Below are 20,123 nucleotides of genomic sequence, written 5' to 3'. Positions count from 1 at the left end.
AATGGCAGCCTCCAATAGCCCAAATTTGTTTTTAGTATAAAGATATTGGGCAGTGCCCGATGTACCGGGAATCACATTTTTGGAGCAAAGACTACTATAACAATATAACTCGCGCAGAAGTTAATTCGGAATTTTAAGCATTGAGGTATAGTAAAGCTTGTGCTACGATAAAAATAGTAAAGGAGCCGTGCTAGTAACACGGACTCCCTGTACACTTACCGCTTTAAAGAGCGGTCAGCTGTGCTAAGGTGCTACGATCGAAATAGACCGCATCCTTTGCGTGGAGGGCGGTCTATTTCTTTGTGCTTTGATTAATCGCTACGATCATGGCCACAACCTTAGCGTCAACAGCGCAATGATTAGCGCGGCAAAACTGATCATGATCATCAAAGTGTCTTTAATCGCCACAGGCATCACCTCCCTTCCGGGAGATTAGCCGACCGCCCTTATAAGCCAGTTTCGTGTACATGCTTTATTGTAGCAGAATTTGGTAGCCGAGTAAGGGATGATTTTAACTTTTCACGTTCCCGACATACCTCCTCTTATAACTTCACAGCCTTTTCTCCCAGTCGTCCCGCCCTAACTGACGCTCTCTCATCTGCCAAAATTAAGGAAAAAAGCGGGATTCCCTCCCAGTCCCCTTTTCCAGGATAATGGAAGAAGGCAATATCCCTTAAAAAATATAATTTGGGAGGGAACGTTGATGTTGCATCGTTTTAAAGGATTAGTCCTATTATCGCTAAGCTGCGTGTTGGCCTGGACCGGATGGACCGGTTCCAGCCAGGCCGCCTCCGCTGTTTCGGAGAAGGCTCTTGAAGCGAAGGTGGAGTGGAGTAGGGAGTACGGTGACAGCTACGCTTCTGCCCAGGCTCGTTCGGTGGTCACCGCTACCGATGGAGGTTATGTCGCAGTTGGCTCTGCCGAATACAATGGCGATGAGGCTGGGTATGTGGTCAAAGTGGACAAGGATGGTGCCGTGGAGTGGGAGCAACGGCTGCAGATCACCGGAGACTACACCAAGGATAGCGTTGAGGCCAGACAAATAATTCAGACACAGGATGGAGGATATCTCGTAAGCGGTGCAATCACCGACCGAACCGAGAGACCGATCACCCTCCCCTATTTGGCCAAGCTTGACGGCCAAGGACAAATCGAATGGACCCGCTATTATAAAGACCTATATATCGGAACGCATTTATATGCGGGATCCGTGGCGGAAACCCCGGACGGAGGTTTTGCCGTTACCGGGTACAGCGTCAATTCGTATTGGGAAGCCCCCGCCTACCTGCTTAAGGTCGACAATGAAGGAAACCAGCTTTGGTTTAAAACGTACCGCTTTGGGGAAGGGAATAACCAGGTTTTTAATGAGGTCATCACCACGCCCGACGGAGGGTTATTGGCGGTAGGCTATATCGACAGCGTGATCAACTCGGACGCGGACGCCTCCGTAATCGTGAAGGTGGACGCCCAAGGTGAAGTCGAATGGGAGAAGAAGCAACCCGCTCCGCAGACCGGCCGCGCAGCCTATTCGGCTCAATTGTCGGCGGACGGAGGTTATATCGTATACGGGTCGATGTATCAAAACGATAAACGAACCGCGTTTCTCCTGAAAGCGGATGCAGACGGCAATATCGTTTGGGGGAAAAACTATTCTCCCCACGACGACAACGGCTCTTACAGACAATTAGTGACCACAAAGGGCGGATACGCGCTTTTAGGCAGTTCGACCCGCAAGGAAGATTCGAAGTATCAATACCAGATTTCCTACATCAACCAGGATGGCGAGTTGACCGGAAAGCTGCAATATGCGGCTCCGGGACTTGCCGCCGTAGGAAAAGGGGCTCCCACTTCGGATGGAGGATTCGTTCTGTCGGGCCAGGTAAAGGAAAGCGGAAAGTACCGCATGCAATTGGTTAAGCTCTCGGGAACTGGACAAGATCCTGGTGATCCGGAATTGGCGGAACTTCGCTTCGCCGATCCGGCCGTGAAGCTGGAGATCGGCGAGCGTAAGCCGAGCGTCCTCGAGGCTGTTTATACGGACGGAAGTGTCACCGATGTGACGTATTTTGCCGGCTTCACTTCCCTGAATCCGGAGATCGCCGACGTGGATAAAGCAGGCGTCCTCACGGGCATATCCACCGGAACTGCCGAAATTACCGGCGAATACGGTGGACTTAGAGCCGTGTTATCGGTCACGGTCAATGACGGCTCGGGTGAACCGGAGCCTGGTCCCGGGGAATTCTACCTGGATTCGGAAGACTATTCCGTAACCGTCGGCAGTGAGTTGGACATCGAGGCGTTGTTCACCGACGAGGACGGAAACACGGTGAACGTCACCGGCGAAACCCGGTTTACGACGGCCAACCCGGAGATCGCCCAAGTTGACGAGCGTGGCAATATCACCGGCATTAGCCGGGGACTCACGTCCGTGACCGCCGTCTACCAAGGCCATGCTTATACGTCTAGCCTCCTGGTCGTCAGACCCTATACGCCACCCGGCGTGTTGGACGACTTTAGAATGATTGAGGATTGGGACCAGTAAGGCCACGCAATCGCTTACCACCAATAAGCCCATCCATTTTTAAATGGACGGGCTTTTTTCAATTAAAATAGTAGAATCGGTGCTTGACTAAACGGTTAATCTCGAATGATCGAGCTACCCGGAACATTTTCTACGCTAACGGTTGTCATTGCACTTATTCGAGCGAAAAAGCAATAGTTTCTTTTTTAACGGATGTAATCGTGCTTATTTAGGTGAAACCGTCCCATTACTGCCGATAAAACGGAAAATAGGCTCGATGGCAACCGTTACATTTTGTAACCGCTCGTTTTTCCCCAAATAGCCTCGCTCACAACCGTTAGATTTGTTTCGCACTCTTTTACGTTGCTCTAATAATCATTTGCATTTTAAAGCACCTTGGCTTGAGTCCGCTAAACTTTGTTATACTAGTGGAATGCCTATAATAACAACTTACTCGCTCACGGAGGAACATTCCGATATGTTCAAAATCAAAATATCCTTGGCACTGATTGTACTAATCGTATGCACTCTGGGGTTTGGGGCAATTTCCCTGTTCGTACAAGACAACGAAATACGTAATTTCGATAAGGTTATCGCCGCTTGGATTCAGCATTGGGAAACCCCGGCTTTAACGGTTGTTATGAAATTTTTTACGACCATCGGCGGAGGGCTGCCGCTGATTCTTGTGATTATTACAGCCATGGTTGTTTTATATACCGTTTTGGGTCACCGTAGGGAACTTGTCTTCTTGGCCGGTGTCATGCTTGGTTCAACCGTACTGAACTGGGCACTTAAAACACTGTTTCACCGTGCGCGTCCCGTCATTCACCGGATAATTGAAGCTGAAGGGTACAGCTTTCCGAGCGGACATTCCATGGCCGCATTCAGTTTTTACGGTGCCCTTGCTTTTCTGATTTGGAGACATGTGCCCACTTCATTAGGCCGCTCGCTGATGATCGTTCTGAGCACCCTGTTTATCTTGGCCATCGGAATCAGCCGGATTTATTTAGGGGTGCATTACCCGAGCGATGTCCTTGGAGGATATTTCGTTAGCGGTTGCTGGTTAACTGCGAGCATTTTGTGGTATAAGAAAAACGTTATCGATCGTACTCCCTAAAAAGCCAGACCGCATTAAGCGGTAGTTTTTCCCCACGACCATGGAATTGTTCAGCTTTGCTTTGCTGAAAACTTTACAATTCAACTTTGGCAGAACGAAAATCAACTTAAAAGCAGGTCGAGCATGGGTTAAACCGCGGTAGAATGCGGGCCATGAAGCCGCCTAGCAAGAAGGGTAATTCTACGAAATGCAAAAGTGCAGGCGGTTTTGTCGAAACTCCTCTAAACCGGTGGTTCAGATGCAAAAGTGCAGTTCATCTCCGGTCAAAAGCTGCTTTTTTATCGGATAGCCTCAAATGAGATGTACTTTTGCAGTTGACCCCATCAGGCCGTCCTTCTTCCCGTGAAAAACGATAACGACCTCCTTTGGATTTGTATACTGAAAGTATACAAAAACGCTGCTGACAACAGCATGTCAGTAGCGTTTCCAAGGTTCGTCGTTCCGGTAGCCGGCTGTCAAGCATCGATTTCTAGGTCCAACCCAAATTCAAATTATTCCGTTAAATTCGGCGTAACGGCGGTACCCTTCACAGGCATGCCGGTCCGTCCCTTCAAAATAGAGCGGAAGCCCTTCGGCCAGGACGGGATGCAAAGTTTTCAGAGGATTTTGCCGCTGGTGGTGGATATGAAGATGCGGTTCCGAGGTGGAGCCGCTGTTTCCGATTCGCCCCAAAACCTCCCCCGGTCTAACGTGATCTCCGGCCTTCACCTGAACGCTCCCCTCTTTTAAATGATTCAGCAGCAAGCAGGTACCGGTTTCCTCGATCCGCAGGTAAACGTGGTTGCCTTCCATCGAAAGAATTTCCTCGCTTCCCTGCGGAATATCCGGCTCTTCGTCATAGGCGGCGATAACCGTACCGGATACCGGCGAAAGCAGCTCTTGATTCCATATCCCGTAATCTTCCGGATTCGCGCTTCCCGTATCATAAGGTTCCATGACCAGATCATAAGCCCAGCGTTCTTTATTTACATATATGACGTTAATATCGAAGAGTCCCCCTGCTGATTTGCAATTGCATGCTAAAAACGCGGCCCCCGAACATCTCGGAAGCCGCGCCTTACTTATTTGTTAAGAGAAGGTTGGAACTAAGATTTAATAAAAACCTTGCGGTCATTGAGCTCTTGGATATCGCGATGATTGTTGTCGTAGTATTTATAAAATTCATCCAGTTGTTCTTGGGAAAGCTGGACCGCATCCTTTAGAATGTACCATTCCACATTTTCGGTTAATGGGGGTGTCGTCAAGGATCCCAAATAATGATAATAACCCAAATGAGCAGGGAGCAATTGACCGATATCCAGGTTGTCGATCGTAATTCCCTTCTCCCCTTTTGCATTCGCTTTTGCCGCTTCTAAAATTTGCCCGAAAGCTTGATTTTCTTTCCCCGCAGTAAACATAACTCCGATTACAGCGATCCGGCCGTCTACAGCCTTATGTACGAAGTGGCCTTCAAGCGGATAGTGCTTGCCGTCGATCGTATGCTCGCTTTCGGCATGAAAATGAACTTGAGACAGTGCAAAGGAACGCTCATCAATTTCTGCGGTTCCACGCAGACCAACTTGTATGCTATGTCCGTTATCCTCTATTGAAGTTCCTGCTTGGTCATAGTTTAATACCAACCCAGCCCCTTTATAATCAATAACCTGGGATGTAACAATGTCTATAGGAGATTGCATTTTGCCCGATACAAACTCCCATTCCTCTTGATGGTCATACGTGAAGTGATTTTCTTTAGATGCTGATAAATTGGTTGCCGCGTGACTTGCAGAACAACCCGCCAACAATATAAAAGCCGTAAATCCGAGTACAAAGAAATTTTTCTTCATGTTATTCCCTCTTAACATTTATTTTTTGGTCCGGCCGCGGTTATCTTTGATCGATCTTTTGTAAAATACAGGAATATCCCGTTGATCATTATACTCCTTGCCCTTTTTTATGTAATGCATCTTATCAACCATATTCAAACGGTTACTATAGTTCTACTGGTACATGACATTATATTATTCAAAACTTCGACATATATGTAAAAATTATTACCTAATATATATTATAATCTCATTGACAATTATGGGTTCATAATATAGTATGTAGTAAATAAATCCAATATTTGGATTATCTATCATTTGGGGATCAATTTCCATGGACAAGCCTCTTTGGAATTGATTCATAATAAGTTCATTGGAGGGAGGGATCCTTAGGCTCTGATTACCCGCGCCTCAAGCTAGTGAAAGCGCTGTCAATCTTGGCTTGGAAAGCTCACGGAAAATCCTATTATTAATTACAAGGAGGAGTAGAATGATGACAACCCGGACTTTTGTGAATCATCATAAGTTATTTATGAAATGGTTTGTTGTTTCGGCAGGTACCCTGTTTCTGATGCTGGCGGGTTCGTTTGTGTTTGCGGACAGCGCTTCCGCGCACGGTTATTTGACGGACAGCCGCGCCCATCTATGTTCCACGGGCCAAAACACCGATTGCGGGCCAGTGAAATGGGAGCCTTTCAGTGTGGAGGGCCGCGGAGATTTCCCTGAATTCGGCGTCCCGGACGGCCAGATCGCCAGCGGCGGGAAATTTTTTGAACTCGACGAACAAACGGCCGATCGCTGGACCAAGGTAGATATGGTAGGCGGGGAGCATACGTTTCATTGGAAGCTTACAGCCAATCACAGCACGAATACATGGGATTATTATATTACGAAAAAAGACTGGGATCCCAATTCCCCGTTAAAACGGGCGGATCTTGAGTTGTTTTGCCGCTATATCGACGACGGCGCGATTCCGCCAATTGACGTTTATAACGATTGCTTTATTCCGAATGACCGGGAAGGCTATCACGTTATCGTGGCCGTTTGGGATATTGCGGATACAGTGAATGCCTTCTACCAAGTGATGGATGTCCAGCTCAGCATCAATCCGTCGGCGCCAACCACGCCCGAACCGGGTTTCCCTGGTGATCCGGACCGTTTCGGAGAGCACCTCATCTGGAATCCCATCAGAGTTTATACCGAAGGTGAAGTTGTTGTGCACAACGGGCAATTCTGGCAAGCTCTCTGGTGGACCCAGGGACAGGAACCAGGGACGACTGGAGAATGGGGTCCGTGGAAGCTGATCGGCGACGTGCCGCCCGACGAGGAAGGCAGCGAATCGGACAGCGTATAAGAGCATATCCCGCAAGAGCCAGAGGGTAAATCCCTCTGGCTCTCTTATTTTTTCAAATGATACGGAACCGTGGCGACGATGACATTTCTCCGATAAAGCAGATGCGCTCGAATCAACAGGCTCGACTGATTATGCAATACATTGTGCCATCCTTTTTTCGGAATAAATTGAGGGATGATCACGGTCACCTGATAATTCGCTTCGTGGGCCTTTTTTTGTACCGTATCCACGAATTTTATTAGCGGGTGAATAATGCTCCGATACGGAGAGTACAATGTCACCAATCGAACGTCCGGCTGCCATTTCCTCCACTTCTCTTCAAAAACCGCTTCCTCCTCCTTTTCAAAAGGAACGTGTACCGCAATGATTTGATACGGCGCAAGGGACTTGGCATAGTTCAGCGAATTCTCCACTACACGCGTGATACCGGCAACGGGTACGATCACCACGTTCCCTTCGATGGGTACAACCGGCTCACAAGTTGAAATTCTCAGCTGATCCGCAATCGCTTCATAATGCTTATGAATCCGATGAAAGAAGTAAATAATTAAAGGTAAAAAGATAAGGACCGGCCAGACATTTGGGAACTTGGTGATGAAAAAAATCACGCTGACCAACAAACTGATCAACGCTCCGATGGTATTGGTCAAAAATTTCTTGATCCAACCTGGAGGTTTTTCCCGTAACCATTTCACCATCATGCCTGACTGGGACAGCGTAAAGGGGATAAACACTCCGACCGCATAAAGCGGGATTAAAAGTTCTGTTTTCCCTTCAAAAACGATAATCAGTAAAATCGAAAAAAAACCCAAGAAAAGGATGCCATTCGAATAGCCCAGCCGATCTCCACGAACCGTAAACGCTCTTGGAATGAACTTGTCTTTGGCCAAATTAACGGCAAGCAACGGGAAAGCGGAATATCCGGTGTTGGCAGCCAGAATAAGAATCAAAGCCGTCGTCCCCTGAATGAAGAAATACATAAAATTTCTTCCGAAAGTTTGTTCCGCGATCTGGGAAAGCACGGTAACCTCCGCGAGATGGCCTACGCCGTAATAATAAGCCAGAAAAACAATTCCCGTGAACAATACAGCCAATATGCCCCCCATGGCCAGCAATGTTGTTGCCGCATTGCGCGGAGCCGGATCTTTAAAGTTGGGGATGGCATTTGAGATCGCTTCCACCCCTGTCAAAGCGGTACATCCGGAAGCAAAAGCGCGAAGAAGCAAGAATAAGCTAATTCCAGCTGCCGGAGTACCAAGCGGAGCGTGCAATTCCGGCGAAATTTGGCCGGTTATAATTTTATAAAGGCCGGAGCAAATCAAAATAACCAGCGCCAGAACAAATAAATAAACGGGAAACGCAAAAACGGTAGCCGATTCGGTGACACCACGCAAATTGAGAATTGTAATTAACAATACAAAACCTGCGGCTATGGCCACAGTGTATGGATGAAGACTCGGCAAAGCCGATGTGATGGCGTCCGTACCGGCCGAAACGCTTACCGCAACAGTCAAGATATAATCAACGAGTAACGAACCGCCGGCAATCAGTCCGGGAAGCACACCCAGGTTTTGCCTGGAAACCACATAAGCCCCGCCGCCGTGAGGGTAAGCAAAAATAATTTGCCGGTAAGACAAAATGAGAGCAACCAATAGAACCAAAACACCGGCGGCAATCGGAATCGAATACCAATAGGCTATCGCGCCCACGGCCATTAATACAAGCAGGATTTGTTCAGGTCCATAAGCCACCGAAGACAGGGCATCGGAAGACAGGATGGCAAGCGCTTTGGTTTTGGTTAGTTTCTGCTCGCCCAGTTCCGTTGATTTTAACGGCCGTCCAATCAAAAATCGCTTTATATAAGAAAGCACAGGGTTTCACCGCCTAAAATACATTGTTTTTTTATATTGCTCGCCAGAAATAAGTATTATTTCAAACACGGACTGAAGATTAAGGGCAAATTGCCCAAATGGAGGAAATAAAAAAACACAGGGGTTTCCTGTGCTAAATTTGAACAAATTGAATCAAAAACATATAGACGAGCGTTCCGCTGGCAATGGATAGTAACATGTTCCTTCTCCAAAGATGAAGAACAATAACGAGGGCAATCGAGATCAATTCAGGTACTCCATGGTTCCCGGATGTAAAATTCACGTCTTTGATACTGTAGACAACCAATAATCCTAAAGCCGCCGCGGGCAGCATTTTGCCGAGATACTGCACATAACGCGGAGCGGGCCGGCCCGGGGGGAAAACAATAAATGGAATAAACCTGGTCATCATGGTTCCTAAAACGACCATTCCAATGGTAATCACTTGTTCCAATAAAGTCATTGACATGTAGTTTCACCCGTTTTCTTTTCCAGCGGCTTCCTCATTAAAGTGAGCACGCAGAGAATCATGATCATGGAAGGAATGATAAAGTTGTCGCCGTTAAAAATAAATAGGCATAACAAGGATAGTCCCAAGCCAAGTAACGCGCTGTGATGTGTTGTTTCTTTCATCCATTGTTCAATGAAGATGACCACGAATAAAGCCGTCATCACAAACTCAAGGCCTTCCATATTTAATTGCACCAGCGATCCAAACAATCCGCCGATTGTAGCTCCTAACACCCAGTAGATGTGATTCAGCAAGGTAACGAAGAACATGTACCACCCTTTATTCACCTCTTGCGGTATTTGGGCGGAGTAATTAATAGAGAACGTTTCATCGCACATGCCAAAAATCAGATAGATCTTTTTTAATCCGGTGCCTTTGTATTTTTCAAGCATGGATATCCCGTAAAAAAGATGCCGCGCGTTTACCACTAAGGCAAGTAGCAGCGCGCTTAACGGATTATACGCGCTAAGCAATAGATGGACAGCGACAAATTCCATCGATCCCGCAAAAATAAGCAGGCTCATGAGGAATGTATACCACACCCCGAAACCCGATACGTTCATAAAGATGCCATAGGCAATCCCCAGGAATAAAAAACCCGCTAAAATGGGGATCGTAGCAGGAAAGGCTGCACGAAATGCCAACTGAAGTTCTTGTTTGTTCAACATAAATAGTTAACTCTCCTTAGGACGATTACGTTTCCATGCCATTTTAGCAGTGCAAATCCATACAATCAACGATATAATTGTATGGATTACAATTTTATGAGGTGTGCAAATATGCCGATCAATTCCTTCACGGATTACCCGATGTCATGGAAACCCGATAGAGACGCCTTGAAACGTCCACTCTATCGTTCGCTCGCCCTGCTGCTGGAACATGACATCACAAACGGATTTTTAGCCCCTGGTACAAAACTTCCGCCGCAAAGGGAGTTGGCCGATTTTTTGGACGTAAATTTTACGACCATAACACGCGCCTACAAGCTATGCGAACTAAAAGGCTTAATTTATGCGGTCACAGGGAGCGGTACATTTGTTTCCGCCAACGCGGCACGCTCCATCACCATTTCGAAAGACAAGATTTCAAATGAAGTGATCGATCTTGGCTTTGTCGCCTCATTTGAGCAAAGCAACAATATTGTCGCCGAAGCAGCAAAGAAAGTGATGGAGAAAAGTTATTTGGAGCAACTCTTAAATTACAATGACCCTACAGGCATTCCCCATCAAAAAATAGCGGCGCTAAACTGGCTGGAGGCTTTTGGGATCCATGCGGACAAAGACAATATGGCGATCGCTTCCGGGGCGCTAAATGCATTGGCGATCACGTTATTAGCTCTGTTTGAACCAGGCAACCGGATCGCGGTCGATATGTATACATTCTCAAATTTTATCGAGATTGCGAAATTGTACCGTATTAAGTTGGTCCCGATTCCCGGTGACGAACACGGCATGCTGCCGGGCGAGCTTGACAATCAGTGCCTTCAAATGGATGTGCACGGCGTTTTTCTGATGCCTTCTTGTTCCAACCCCACGACGGTCATGATTCCGGACAACCGCAAACGCGAACTGGCTGCCGTTATCCGAAAGCATCGGTTGATTTTAATTGAGGACGATATACATGCCTTTCTGTCAGCCGGTATTATGGAAGATTACGGTCAACCTATGTTTCAGCTTCTCCCGGAACAAACGGTTTATATTTGCAGCACGTCCAAGTCCATTTGCTCAGGCCTTCGAGTGGCTTATATCGTGTTCAGCGAGGCATTTAAAGAGAAGATCGAGAAGGCCATTTTTAATATTAATGTCAAAACCTCTTCATTGGATGCCGAGATCATAACCGAACTGATTTTATCCGGAAAAGCAAGTGCAATTGCGGCGGAAAAAAAACAGCTGGCGAAGTCCGCAAACCGGTTATTTACGGAGGTTTTCCCGCAGCCGCCCCATACCGGCCATCCACTAAGCTTCTATAGATGGCTTCCCCTATCGGATCATACCGACGGAACGCACGTGGAGAGTTATTTTCTGCACAAAGGAATTCGCGTGTATCACTCCGATCGCTTTTTAAGCGGAGCCAGTACGCGGGACAATTATTTAAGAATAGCCCTTTCTTCCACGAATTCTCTGGAGGAATTAGAACGAGGATTGGAGATTTTGAAGGAAAATCTCCAAATCATTTAAGCATTTGCGCGATGGCCCGCCGGCTCTTTATTTCAGCAGTATTTGTGTTTGAAGCAATATGACTCCCCACATCAGTAAGCTGCAGCCCCAGCACGTTCGTGAAATCCAGCGCTCGGCCGGCCCCCCGTTTTTAAACAACCGAAGGGCGATTTTAAGCTTCGGCAGCAGCAAGAAATGAATCCCTTCGTCACCAAATATATCGCCGGCGAGATGCGCCCACCAGCCGATGACAAACCCGATCACCGCCATATTGATGATCTCCGGTTGCTGAGCGGAAAAATTAAGCAGGCCTATGGATAGTACGGCCGCAAACTCCGGGGTATGAATTACCCCGCGATGTTTAACCAGCGGAAGAATGAGAAAGGCAAAGCCGGCAAAGGCCGTGATCCAGTGTAAGTCATACATGGCGTACCCTGCCAATAGCAAAGCGCCGATGCCGATCAAAACCAAACTCCGCAGCCTCGCCAGCAGCCAGAACAGGATGGCGGCACCAATCCATAACGGCCCGCTCTTCACCCATTCCCCAACCTGTTCGGGGACGTGTCCGAACTGCCGATAGGCCACTAACCCTACACCTAGTGCTCCCAGAAATCCGGACAAGGTCCTAAAGAGGCGCCGGTATCGAAGGGGAAACTGGATACGATTGCTCACCGTGCTTGTTTTATGATCAAAGTCCGGGAACACTCCGCCGATCCCTGCCGCCGCCACGAGCGCCGCTGCGATTCCTACATCAGTTTGCATGGTTAATGACGGCATCATAAGCAGGCCGGCCGATCCCGCTGTGACTGCCAAAGCAACATGCCCCTGTTTGTTCACATTCATCACCTTATTTCTGTAAAAATGAAAAAAGCCTTATAGGCGGCCTTTTTATTCTACAAGAATTTTTTAAATTTGCGAACAAAAAAACAACCCTTGCCCCGCAAAACAAGACAAGGGTTGCCGGCCGGTTAGGTCCCCAGCAATAAATCCGGCTCCGTGATGTTATAGTGCTTCTGCACTCGCAATAGTTCCCGTCCCTGCCGCAAATAAGCCTTAATCGTGTCCACCCGGCTGTTTAAGACGTAAGCCGTTTCCTCGGGCGTCAGCCGATGAGCATACTTCAGGATCAGCGCGATCCTTGGATAAAAAGGGACGTGGCGCAGCAGTTCTTCCACCGTATCACTCGGTTCGCCGGTGCGCTCTTCTTCGATACCGGTCTGCAATGAGCAGGATACCGCGATCGAATACAGCCATACATGAAACGGAATGGAGAATTCGTATTCGTCAAGCCGCTGCCTGGCCGTAACAAATGTACGGACCACCTGGTCCTGGGCAGCGGTTTTATTCCCGGCCATCCGGAAGCACAAATCGAAAATCCGGCTATGGTACATGTTAATCAGCTGCTTAAAAGCGCGGATTTCACCGGCAAGCGAACGCCTAATCAAACGATCGGGCTTAACCTTCATTTTCGGATACCACAGCTTCCATCTTAATAATTTCCAACTTGCGAATCCGATGGCGGCCTTTTTCCCTGACTGTAAACTTCAGCGGTCCGTACGTCCATTCGCTTCCCTTCTTCAAGGCCGGGTTTTGCGTATAGACCCATCCCCCGATCGTATCCAGTTCTTCGTCAAGCAATTCGATGCCCAGCATCGAGCAGACCAACTCCAGCGAAACTTTACCGTCCACGAGAATGTGGTTTTCTCCCAGCTTTTCAATTTCGGCTTTCTCTTCCGTATCGAATTCGTCGCGGATTTCGCCGACAATCTCTTCCAAAATGTCCTCAATCGTGATCAAACCGGAGGTGCCTCCATATTCATCAAGCAAAATCGCCATATGCACCGATTCCTGCTGCATGCGCAGCAACAGATCCTTTACCGGCATAGCTTCCGAGACAGACAGGATGGGTTGTATCAGCTTGTGTATTTCCAAATTCGGATTATCGCTTAATTGCATCAAAAATTGTTTGGTATTGATAAAGCCAAGGATATGATCCTTGTTCCCCTCCATCACGGGAAATCGGGTATATTGCTCGGATTTCATAACCTGAAGCGCCGCTTCCTTGCCGGCATGGACACCAATGCACACCATATCCGTGCGCGGGACCATGATTTCACGGGCCAGCAGTTCGTCGAAAGCAAAGATTTTGTTCACATACCCGTATTCCGCTTGGTTGATCATACCGCTCTTATAGCTTTCCGTAAGAATAATACGCAGCTCTTCCTCGGAATGGGCCTCTTCGTGTTCTTTGGCCGGCTTAATTCCGAAGATGCGCACCAGCCAGTTGGCGGAACCGTTCAAAGCCCAGATAAAAGGGTACATCACTTTATAAAAATAGATCAGGGGCTTAGCCGTTAGCAAAGAGACCATTTCCGCTTTTTGAATAGCAACGGTTTTAGGGGCCAATTCGCCAAGCACGACGTGGAGAAAGGTGATCGAAACGAACGCAATGCCAAAAGATAAAATACTGCTGACTTCCGCAGGCAATCCGTACCGGTCAAAGACAGGATGCAGGATTTTCTCCACGGTGGGCTCCCCCAGCCATCCAAGTCCTAACGCGGTGATCGTAATTCCGAGCTGGCAGGCGGATAAATAGCCATCCAGGTTACTCGTAACCCGCCCAACAGCCAATGCATTTTTCCGGCCTTCCAGCACCATCTGGTCAACCCGGCTGGATCTCAGCCGCACGATAGCGAACTCGGCCGCCACGAAAAAAGCGGTGGCTACAATCAGCAAGGCAACCAGAAATAAATTTAAAGCATACATGCAAACACTCCTCATTTGAATGCGTCTTTGGAACTTTATTTCAATAAGTTCTTATGAACTTATAATAACAGAGTTCATGCAACTGTATCAACACCTTACTTTGCCTGATTTTGGGCAAATTGCTGCGAATTTTAACTTCTTGATGCCTTTTTAGCCCACAATACTGGTTTTACTTCTTCTTTGACTTTTTTTCTCCACCGTCGTAAGATGAGTTCGTAAGAACTTATATGGAGGAATTGAACATGGAAACATTCCATCTAACCCGTAGTGAAATGTCGCAGCTCCTTCTTAGTCTGAGCGGTCAAAGCCAAAAGGCACCCAAAAATATCCTCCAGGAAGTGTGGGCGAAGTCGCATAAGGAATTGATAGCAGGCGGCAACTCATTAGGCGCCTTTATTTCCACGGCCCTGCCCCCTATCTTTGAGAAACTGATGAACATGAATCCAAGCGATATAGGATTGTCGCTTAACGATATCGTTGCCCTAGGTTCCCAGATTGAATACAACCATTTTGCGCTGACAGCGGTTCAAAATTGGGTAAAACGCGATTTGAAGGAGATTATCGGTACTCCGAGGTTAGGAAAGAAATATTCGATCGAACAGGCGGCGATTCTGTTCATCATCGAGGATTTACGGGCCGCGTTGGATCTGGATTCCATCAGAAAACTGCTTTTGCTCATCTTCCATGATTTTGATGATCAAGCTAAAGATCTCATTAGCCCCATCGATCTGTACGCAGGCTATTCCGGGATTTTCGAGGAGCTTGACCAGAACAACGACCAGGTGCTGGATCTCCAATCCGGCCACTTGAACAGAGATAAAAAGCAGGATCATCTCATGGAAACAACCGTTAAGAAAAAAGCGGATGAATTTGCCCATGGCCTTGCCGGCCTAAATCCGCAGCAGCAGGAAGCGGTCAGCAATACGATCGTAATCGCCATGTTATCCGTTCAAACCACTTATTTCCAAACCTTGGCCAAACGTTTCCTGAACGCTTCCCTCTTTCTGCACAATTTAAAGTAGGAAGACAGGTTGCAAAAAAAGTCCAAATAACCTAAAAAAATATACATTGTTGATGAACCGAAACTCACGTAAAATGGTCCCTGTGTTGATAATCATTCTCATCGAAAGGGAGCGTCTAGCATGTATATCCCGAAGAAACGATCATTTGGGGCGCTGTTGCTGGCAGTGACGCTCACGCTGGGGCTAGCGGCCTGCGGTACGAACAAGGAAGAGGCAGCGAAAGGCACAACGGGCAACGTCACGAAAAAGGAGCAGCCTCCTGCGAGTCATACGTATACCGACGCTTTAGGCCGCAAGGTCGAGATTCCGTCAGAGCCGAAGCGAATTGTGGCCCACTTCTATGCGCCGGAAATGGTGTCGCTGAACACCGGCATGGTAGGGACAAACTTTGCCAACGCCCGGTTGGTGCTGGAAGAGGAACAATTGAAGGGCGTAGAGGATATCGGCGGTCAAGGTTCGGCTCCCAGTTTGGAAAAAGTCCTGGCGCTTGCCCCTGACTTGATTATCGTGCCGGATTTCCTGGATGCGGCTCCACTGGAGGGGTTGTCGAAAATAGCGCCGACCGTAACGATGCCCTACAGCGGCGATGTGTTCAGCCGGATCACGGCGCTGGGCGACATTATCGGCAAGCAAGACGAGGCCGCGGCTTGGATCAAGCGTTACAAAGACAAGTCGGAACAAAAGAGAAAAGAGCTGGCTCCGCTCGTCGAAAAAGGACAAACCGCATCGGCCTTTGTTGTTTTTCAGGACAAGCAGCTGTATATATACGGACCGCAGCGGCTCGGGCCCACGATGTACGATGCGCTCGGCTTTAAGCCTCCGGAAGCGTTAAAACGTCTGTTTGCCGAAAAAGAGAATGAAGATAAGATGTGGTTAACGATTTCTTTGGAGAAATTGCCGGAGCTGGCCGGCGATCATATTTTTCTAGTCACGCAGGACGCCAACGAAGCTTCCCGTAAAGGTGTCGAGGAATTAATCCAAAACTCCGTCTGGAAAAGTCTTCCCGCTGTGCAAAATGGACAAGCCTATGTCGTGAGCAACCGGTGGGCCTTTAATGATTCGGTTACACTAGAGTGGCTTTTGGACGAAATGCCCAAAGTATTGAAGCCACAATCGTAAAGCAGCGCCGGCAGAGGTTCCGCATTCATCCATGCGGGGCCTCTTCTTATTTTATGTGCACGGTATCCCGCTAAAATGGCCGCGTTGCTGGCGGATGGATAATTTGATAAAATCATGGATAATAAATTTGGAAACATTGGAGTTCTTCGACGATGAAGCATGAGCAATCCGATCCCTCCTCCCCATCGATCCCTATCCTATCCCTTCTTAATATCCGCCAATTTGACATTTCCGGCGGGAGCAATACGCAAAAGTATCGAAGCGAACATTATTCCATATGGTGGATCAAGCAGTGTCCCGCGAACCTGGAGGTTGACGGAGCAACACATCATCTCGGTCCTGACGGCTGCGCGCTGGTCCCTCCCCGTTCGATCGTCAGCCTGCAGCCTGCCGGTCCTGTTTCCGGAAAGCTGCAGGCGTATGAGTTTGTGTTCATGTCCAATGAGGCGGCTGCGGCGCTTATCGGGCATGTTACGACGGTCTTTTCCGTTAGTGGGGAATGCGTTTCCGGCTTTTACGCCGTGCTGGATCAATGGGGCGCGGCCCATGGGCTTGCGCGGCTCCGGCTTCAAGCCCGTTTTCAGGAGCTGGTGACACTGCTGCTCGAACAGCTGGACAGAAGCTCCAAATTCGGTGTAGAGCGGGAAGTGGAGGAAACGATTCATTACCTGCACCGCGAATATTCGAAGGACATCCGGATTGAGAGACTGGCGGAGCAAACGGCTTTGAGCCGCTGGAAGTACAACGACATGTTCAAAAAAATGACCGGCAAGACGCCGGTACAATATTTGACCGAGCTGCGAATAGACCGGGCCAAGCAGTTGCTGATTGGCTCCGATCAACGCCTGAAGGAAATCGCCGAGCAAACAGGCTTTCGGGACGAATATTACTTCAGCAGACGATTCAAGCAAGCCGTTGGCGTGTCCCCTACCCAGTTTGTCCGTTTGCAGTCCCGGGATATCCGCATCTGTTCCTTGCATACGCTCGGCGATCTGCTGCCTCTCGGCGTCGTGCCCGTAGGTGCGAACCGTTTTTTGGCCGATCTTTATGGCGAAGACACACGTGGCATTCAGCCGCTGGACGAGCCGCTCGATATGGAGAAGCTGCTCTCCCTGCAGCCCGACCTGATCATATGCCCCAGTTATATGCCCGAACCGCAATATGACCGTTTGGCCGCGGTTGCTCCTACCGCTTTGCTCGACTGGCATGACCACATTTACACGCGGCTGTACAAGCTGGGCCGGCTGCTCGGCAGGAGCGATAAGGCCAAACTTTGGACCGAATCGTATCGGAACAAAGCGCGGAACATACGCCAAAAGCTAAAGCCTTACGTGCAAAAAGGGGAAAGCGCCGCAGCTTTTGTATACCATCGCAAAGAACTTTACGTCTACGGCGGCCATAATTTCGGCCACACCTTATATGAAGGACTCGGTTTTGTCCCTCCGGGCCGGGTCAGGATATTAATGACCAAGTCGCTAAAGTGGAAAAAAATCGCACTTGAGGACATTTCCCGTTACTCCGGAGACCGGGTATTCATGGCCGTCGAGAAGAAGGACAGAAACAGCAAAGAGTTCCTGGAAATGCTGCAAAGCGAAGCCTGGAGCAGCCTCCCGGCTGTTGGAAATAAGCGCTCTTACATCGTGGAACATCGTTGGGGCCTTTATGATGCGTTGACATTGGAGCGTCATTTGGATGAAATGCTGTTGCTGTTGACTCGTTGATTGTTACTATTAACGCAAAAAAACGCGGCCTCCGAAAACCTCGGAAGCCGCGCCGGCCTGACATTCCGTTTATAATCACTATTCAGTCAATTTCAATGTAAGATTTCTTTCCTGTTTACCTTCATACCGGACAATGACCGATCAAACATGTCAAGAATAAACAAGAATCTTTCCGCTTCGCGGAAAACATGATCCGCTAACAAAGGATGAATGATGCTTTTTATTCGGCACTCTTCAATTAAGTCACGTGCAGTTTTCTTAAAATCACGCAATGATTTTACTGAAACGCGATTTTCATCAACAAATTGACTTAAAAGCGGATGTGTTTGCGACTCAGGGCGCATTGAGCTCAAATCGATAGCCTGATACATCAGCGTGTCGAATTCGTGGCTAAACTCTCTTGCTTGTTCTACCAGTTTTCTTTCAGACGGATCAAGCAAATGACCTATAAACTTTGCGTGGTCGGCCATAATTTTCAGAAAAAATACATTCTCATCAATAATCGCGTCAGCTAACGGTTCAAGCCTTCCGTTATTAAGCTCATCTAATCGGTTACTGAAATACCTTGCTTCCCGGCTAACATGATCTACAAGCAGCGGAAAATTGTTGCCTCCGGGAAGTTTGCACCGCAATATCAGTCCAAGTACCTTCCTCTTAAATGCCCAAATGTGTGTGGCTGCATTGTGGACTTCTGAGTTGAACTGTCTGATGGTTTGGGGATCAGTATTTTCTGGATATGCATGTGCCCTTCTTTCGATATCCTCAAAGATCGCCTGGAATTGAATGGCCTCATCAATTAATTGAGTGTCCTCGCATCTAAAACCCAAGCGAAGGAAGAAAGAATGTTCCTTCATAATACGTGACCAAAAACGTATTTCATCTAATGAACGTATAACAAAAGGATCTGACATCAATATCACTCCATTCAGTATCCGGTTATAATACATTGACTTAATAACAGATTTTATGGGAGTGGCTTGTTCCAATATGATATCGGCATAAAAAAAATGTGGACTTTTTTTCTAACAAAAATCACGCAAAAAAGCACGGCTCCCGAAAACCTCGGAAGCCGCGCTATACTTACACTATGGAGATGCTAATGATAATCTATCCGTTTGTACTAAGCGTGAGCAAGCGTTTTAGGTTGTCAACAATAAATTTATTATCGGCACTATTGATTCCACGACCGGCAAAATGGCCCCAGATCGACTTGATAGGATTAAAAACAGCATTAGGTATAAGCTTAGCCTCATATTCGTTATCGTCCGCCGTACAGAAGAGATCCGTGCTTCCTGGCATGATGCAGGCAAGCGCTTTAATGCTTCCCAGCGCCTTATCGAAATCTCTGTTATAGGCGGGGTCTGCACTAATATCTGCATGTTGGCCTGTCCATAACATGGCCAGGACATTGTGCGGATCCATCTTCATAAAGCTATTTTCCCAGACGCCAGCCACAAAATCTGCCAATGAGCTATATCCCAGATCACGATAAAGTTCCTCTCTATAAAACGCCTGCGATAAGCCCCATCCCGCATAAACACGGCCAACGGCGCGCATGTCTGCAGAAGTCAATTGGTTTAGCTTTCTTGAATCGAAGCGGGCCGCCGCCATGAGCGAGGCTTTCATTCCATCGAGGACCAAAAACGTTTGCGGCCAAGTCTTGGCAACTCCAGCGAAAGGCGCGATTCGTTCCACCATGTCCGGATAACTCGCCCCCCATTGGAATGCTTGAATGCCTCCCATTGACCATCCAACGACGAGAGCGATCTTTTGAATGCCGAATTTTTCGGTCACCAGCCGATATTGGAATTGAACGTTGTCATAGATGGTTACCTGCGGAAAATTAGCCCGGTCGAATGGGGGAGGCGTATTAGTAGGAGACGAAGATAATCCGTTACCCAGCAGATTGGGAACGATAATGAAATATTCTCGCGGATCCAGTGCCATGCCGTTTCCAATCAACCATTCATTCTGAACATGCGTGTCGCCAAATGCAGTTGGATAGACAATGGCATTATCTTTCTTTTCATTTAATCTTCCATAAGTCTTATAAGCTAGAAAAGCGCTCGGCAACATCACTCCTGATTGCAAGGTTACGTCACCCAATTCAAAAATCTCATAATCCATCGTATTATCGCTCCCTTCAAAATGAAACCACAC

At 47.9% G+C, this 20,123-nt stretch carries 18 protein-coding genes; 7 read left to right on the top strand and 11 right to left on the bottom strand.

Annotated elements, in window-relative coordinates:
• Positions 1-324: 324 nt before the first annotated feature.
• Positions 325-381: a hypothetical protein gene (locus tag EHV15_RS38315; protein WP_425464470.1), complete on the bottom strand. Its 57-nt coding sequence runs from the start codon at positions 379-381 to the stop codon at positions 325-327.
• 322 nt (positions 382-703) lie between these two features.
• On the opposite strand from EHV15_RS38315, the gene EHV15_RS12605 reads away from it, so the two are divergent.
• Entirely contained in the window at positions 704-2,542 is a 1,839-nt protein-coding gene (locus EHV15_RS12605) for a hypothetical protein (protein WP_128631513.1), read from the top strand.
• A gap of 457 nt (positions 2,543-2,999) precedes the next feature.
• The gene (locus EHV15_RS12600; RefSeq protein WP_128631512.1) at positions 3,000-3,638 is read left to right on the top strand and encodes a phosphatase PAP2 family protein; all 639 of its coding nucleotides are present in this window, start codon (positions 3,000-3,002) and stop codon (positions 3,636-3,638) included.
• A gap of 486 nt (positions 3,639-4,124) precedes the next feature.
• Here the strand turns inward: EHV15_RS12600 and EHV15_RS12595 are convergent, their stop codons facing one another.
• Positions 4,125-4,574: a M23 family metallopeptidase gene (locus EHV15_RS12595; RefSeq protein ID WP_128631511.1), complete on the bottom strand. Its 450-nt coding sequence runs from the start codon at positions 4,572-4,574 to the stop codon at positions 4,125-4,127.
• Positions 4,575-4,723: 149 nt separating this feature from the next.
• Positions 4,724-5,464: a carbonic anhydrase gene (locus EHV15_RS12590; RefSeq protein WP_128631510.1), complete on the bottom strand. Its 741-nt coding sequence runs from the start codon at positions 5,462-5,464 to the stop codon at positions 4,724-4,726.
• A 469-nt stretch (positions 5,465-5,933) separates the two neighbouring features.
• Here EHV15_RS12590 and EHV15_RS12585 point away from each other — a divergent pair, with 469 nt between their 5' ends.
• Positions 5,934-6,797, top strand: a complete 864-nt coding sequence (locus EHV15_RS12585) for a lytic polysaccharide monooxygenase (RefSeq protein ID WP_246061508.1) — start codon at positions 5,934-5,936, stop codon at positions 6,795-6,797.
• Between the two features lie 44 nt (positions 6,798-6,841).
• Here the strand turns inward: EHV15_RS12585 and EHV15_RS12580 are convergent, their stop codons facing one another.
• From EHV15_RS12580 to azlC, 3 genes are all read right to left on the bottom strand, one after another.
• Positions 6,842-8,668 carry an APC family permease gene (locus EHV15_RS12580; protein WP_128631509.1) on the bottom strand — a complete coding sequence of 609 codons (1,827 nt, stop codon included), beginning with the start codon at positions 8,666-8,668 and terminating at the stop codon, positions 6,842-6,844.
• Between the two features lie 133 nt (positions 8,669-8,801).
• Entirely contained in the window at positions 8,802-9,137 is a 336-nt protein-coding gene (locus EHV15_RS12575; RefSeq protein WP_128631508.1) for a branched-chain amino acid transporter permease, read from the bottom strand.
• The gene (gene azlC / locus EHV15_RS12570) at positions 9,128-9,847 is read right to left on the bottom strand and encodes an azaleucine resistance protein AzlC (RefSeq protein WP_128631507.1); all 720 of its coding nucleotides are present in this window, start codon (positions 9,845-9,847) and stop codon (positions 9,128-9,130) included. Before azlC ends, EHV15_RS12575 begins: the two co-directional genes overlap by 10 nt.
• 111 nt (positions 9,848-9,958) lie before the next feature.
• On the opposite strand from azlC, the gene EHV15_RS12565 reads away from it, so the two are divergent.
• On the top strand, positions 9,959-11,356 hold the full coding sequence (locus tag EHV15_RS12565) for an aminotransferase-like domain-containing protein (protein ID WP_128631506.1): 1,398 nt from the start codon (positions 9,959-9,961) through the stop codon (positions 11,354-11,356).
• Between the two features lie 27 nt (positions 11,357-11,383).
• Here the strand turns inward: EHV15_RS12565 and EHV15_RS12560 are convergent, their stop codons facing one another.
• From EHV15_RS12560 to EHV15_RS12550, 3 genes are all read right to left on the bottom strand, one after another.
• A complete protein-coding gene (locus tag EHV15_RS12560; protein ID WP_178075840.1) occupies positions 11,384-12,148 on the bottom strand; it encodes a metal-dependent hydrolase in 765 nt (254 codons plus the stop codon).
• 155 nt (positions 12,149-12,303) lie between these two features.
• Entirely contained in the window at positions 12,304-12,801 is a 498-nt protein-coding gene (locus tag EHV15_RS12555) for a hypothetical protein (RefSeq protein ID WP_128631504.1), read from the bottom strand.
• Positions 12,791-14,101 (bottom strand): hemolysin family protein, encoded by a 1,311-nt coding sequence (locus EHV15_RS12550; protein WP_128631503.1) that lies wholly within the window; start codon positions 14,099-14,101, stop codon positions 12,791-12,793. The genes EHV15_RS12555 and EHV15_RS12550 overlap by 11 nt, the downstream gene beginning before the upstream one ends.
• Positions 14,102-14,343: 242 nt before the next feature.
• Here EHV15_RS12550 and EHV15_RS12545 point away from each other — a divergent pair, with 242 nt between their 5' ends.
• From EHV15_RS12545 to EHV15_RS12535, 3 genes are all read left to right on the top strand, one after another.
• A complete protein-coding gene (locus EHV15_RS12545) occupies positions 14,344-15,123 on the top strand; it encodes a DUF1836 domain-containing protein (protein ID WP_128631502.1) in 780 nt (259 codons plus the stop codon).
• Between the two features lie 120 nt (positions 15,124-15,243).
• Positions 15,244-16,242, top strand: coding sequence for an ABC transporter substrate-binding protein (locus EHV15_RS12540; protein ID WP_128631501.1), 999 nt, complete (start codon positions 15,244-15,246; stop codon positions 16,240-16,242).
• A 152-nt stretch (positions 16,243-16,394) separates the two neighbouring features.
• Entirely contained in the window at positions 16,395-17,963 is a 1,569-nt protein-coding gene (locus EHV15_RS12535) for an AraC family transcriptional regulator (RefSeq protein WP_128631500.1), read from the top strand.
• A 92-nt stretch (positions 17,964-18,055) separates the two neighbouring features.
• Here the strand turns inward: EHV15_RS12535 and EHV15_RS12530 are convergent, their stop codons facing one another.
• Together EHV15_RS12530 and EHV15_RS12525 are read right to left on the bottom strand one after the other, a co-directional pair.
• Positions 18,056-18,874: a DUF2935 domain-containing protein gene (locus tag EHV15_RS12530; RefSeq protein ID WP_128631499.1), complete on the bottom strand. Its 819-nt coding sequence runs from the start codon at positions 18,872-18,874 to the stop codon at positions 18,056-18,058.
• 196 nt (positions 18,875-19,070) lie between these two features.
• A complete protein-coding gene (locus tag EHV15_RS12525; protein ID WP_128631498.1) occupies positions 19,071-20,090 on the bottom strand; it encodes an alpha/beta fold hydrolase in 1,020 nt (339 codons plus the stop codon).
• Positions 20,091-20,123 lie beyond the last annotated feature (33 nt).

It is taken from the genome of Paenibacillus oralis (genome assembly GCF_003863965.1).
GTDB classification, from domain to species: Bacteria; Bacillota; Bacilli; order Paenibacillales; family Paenibacillaceae; genus Fontibacillus; species Fontibacillus oralis.
This window is presented reverse-complemented; position numbering and strand designations above follow the sequence as displayed.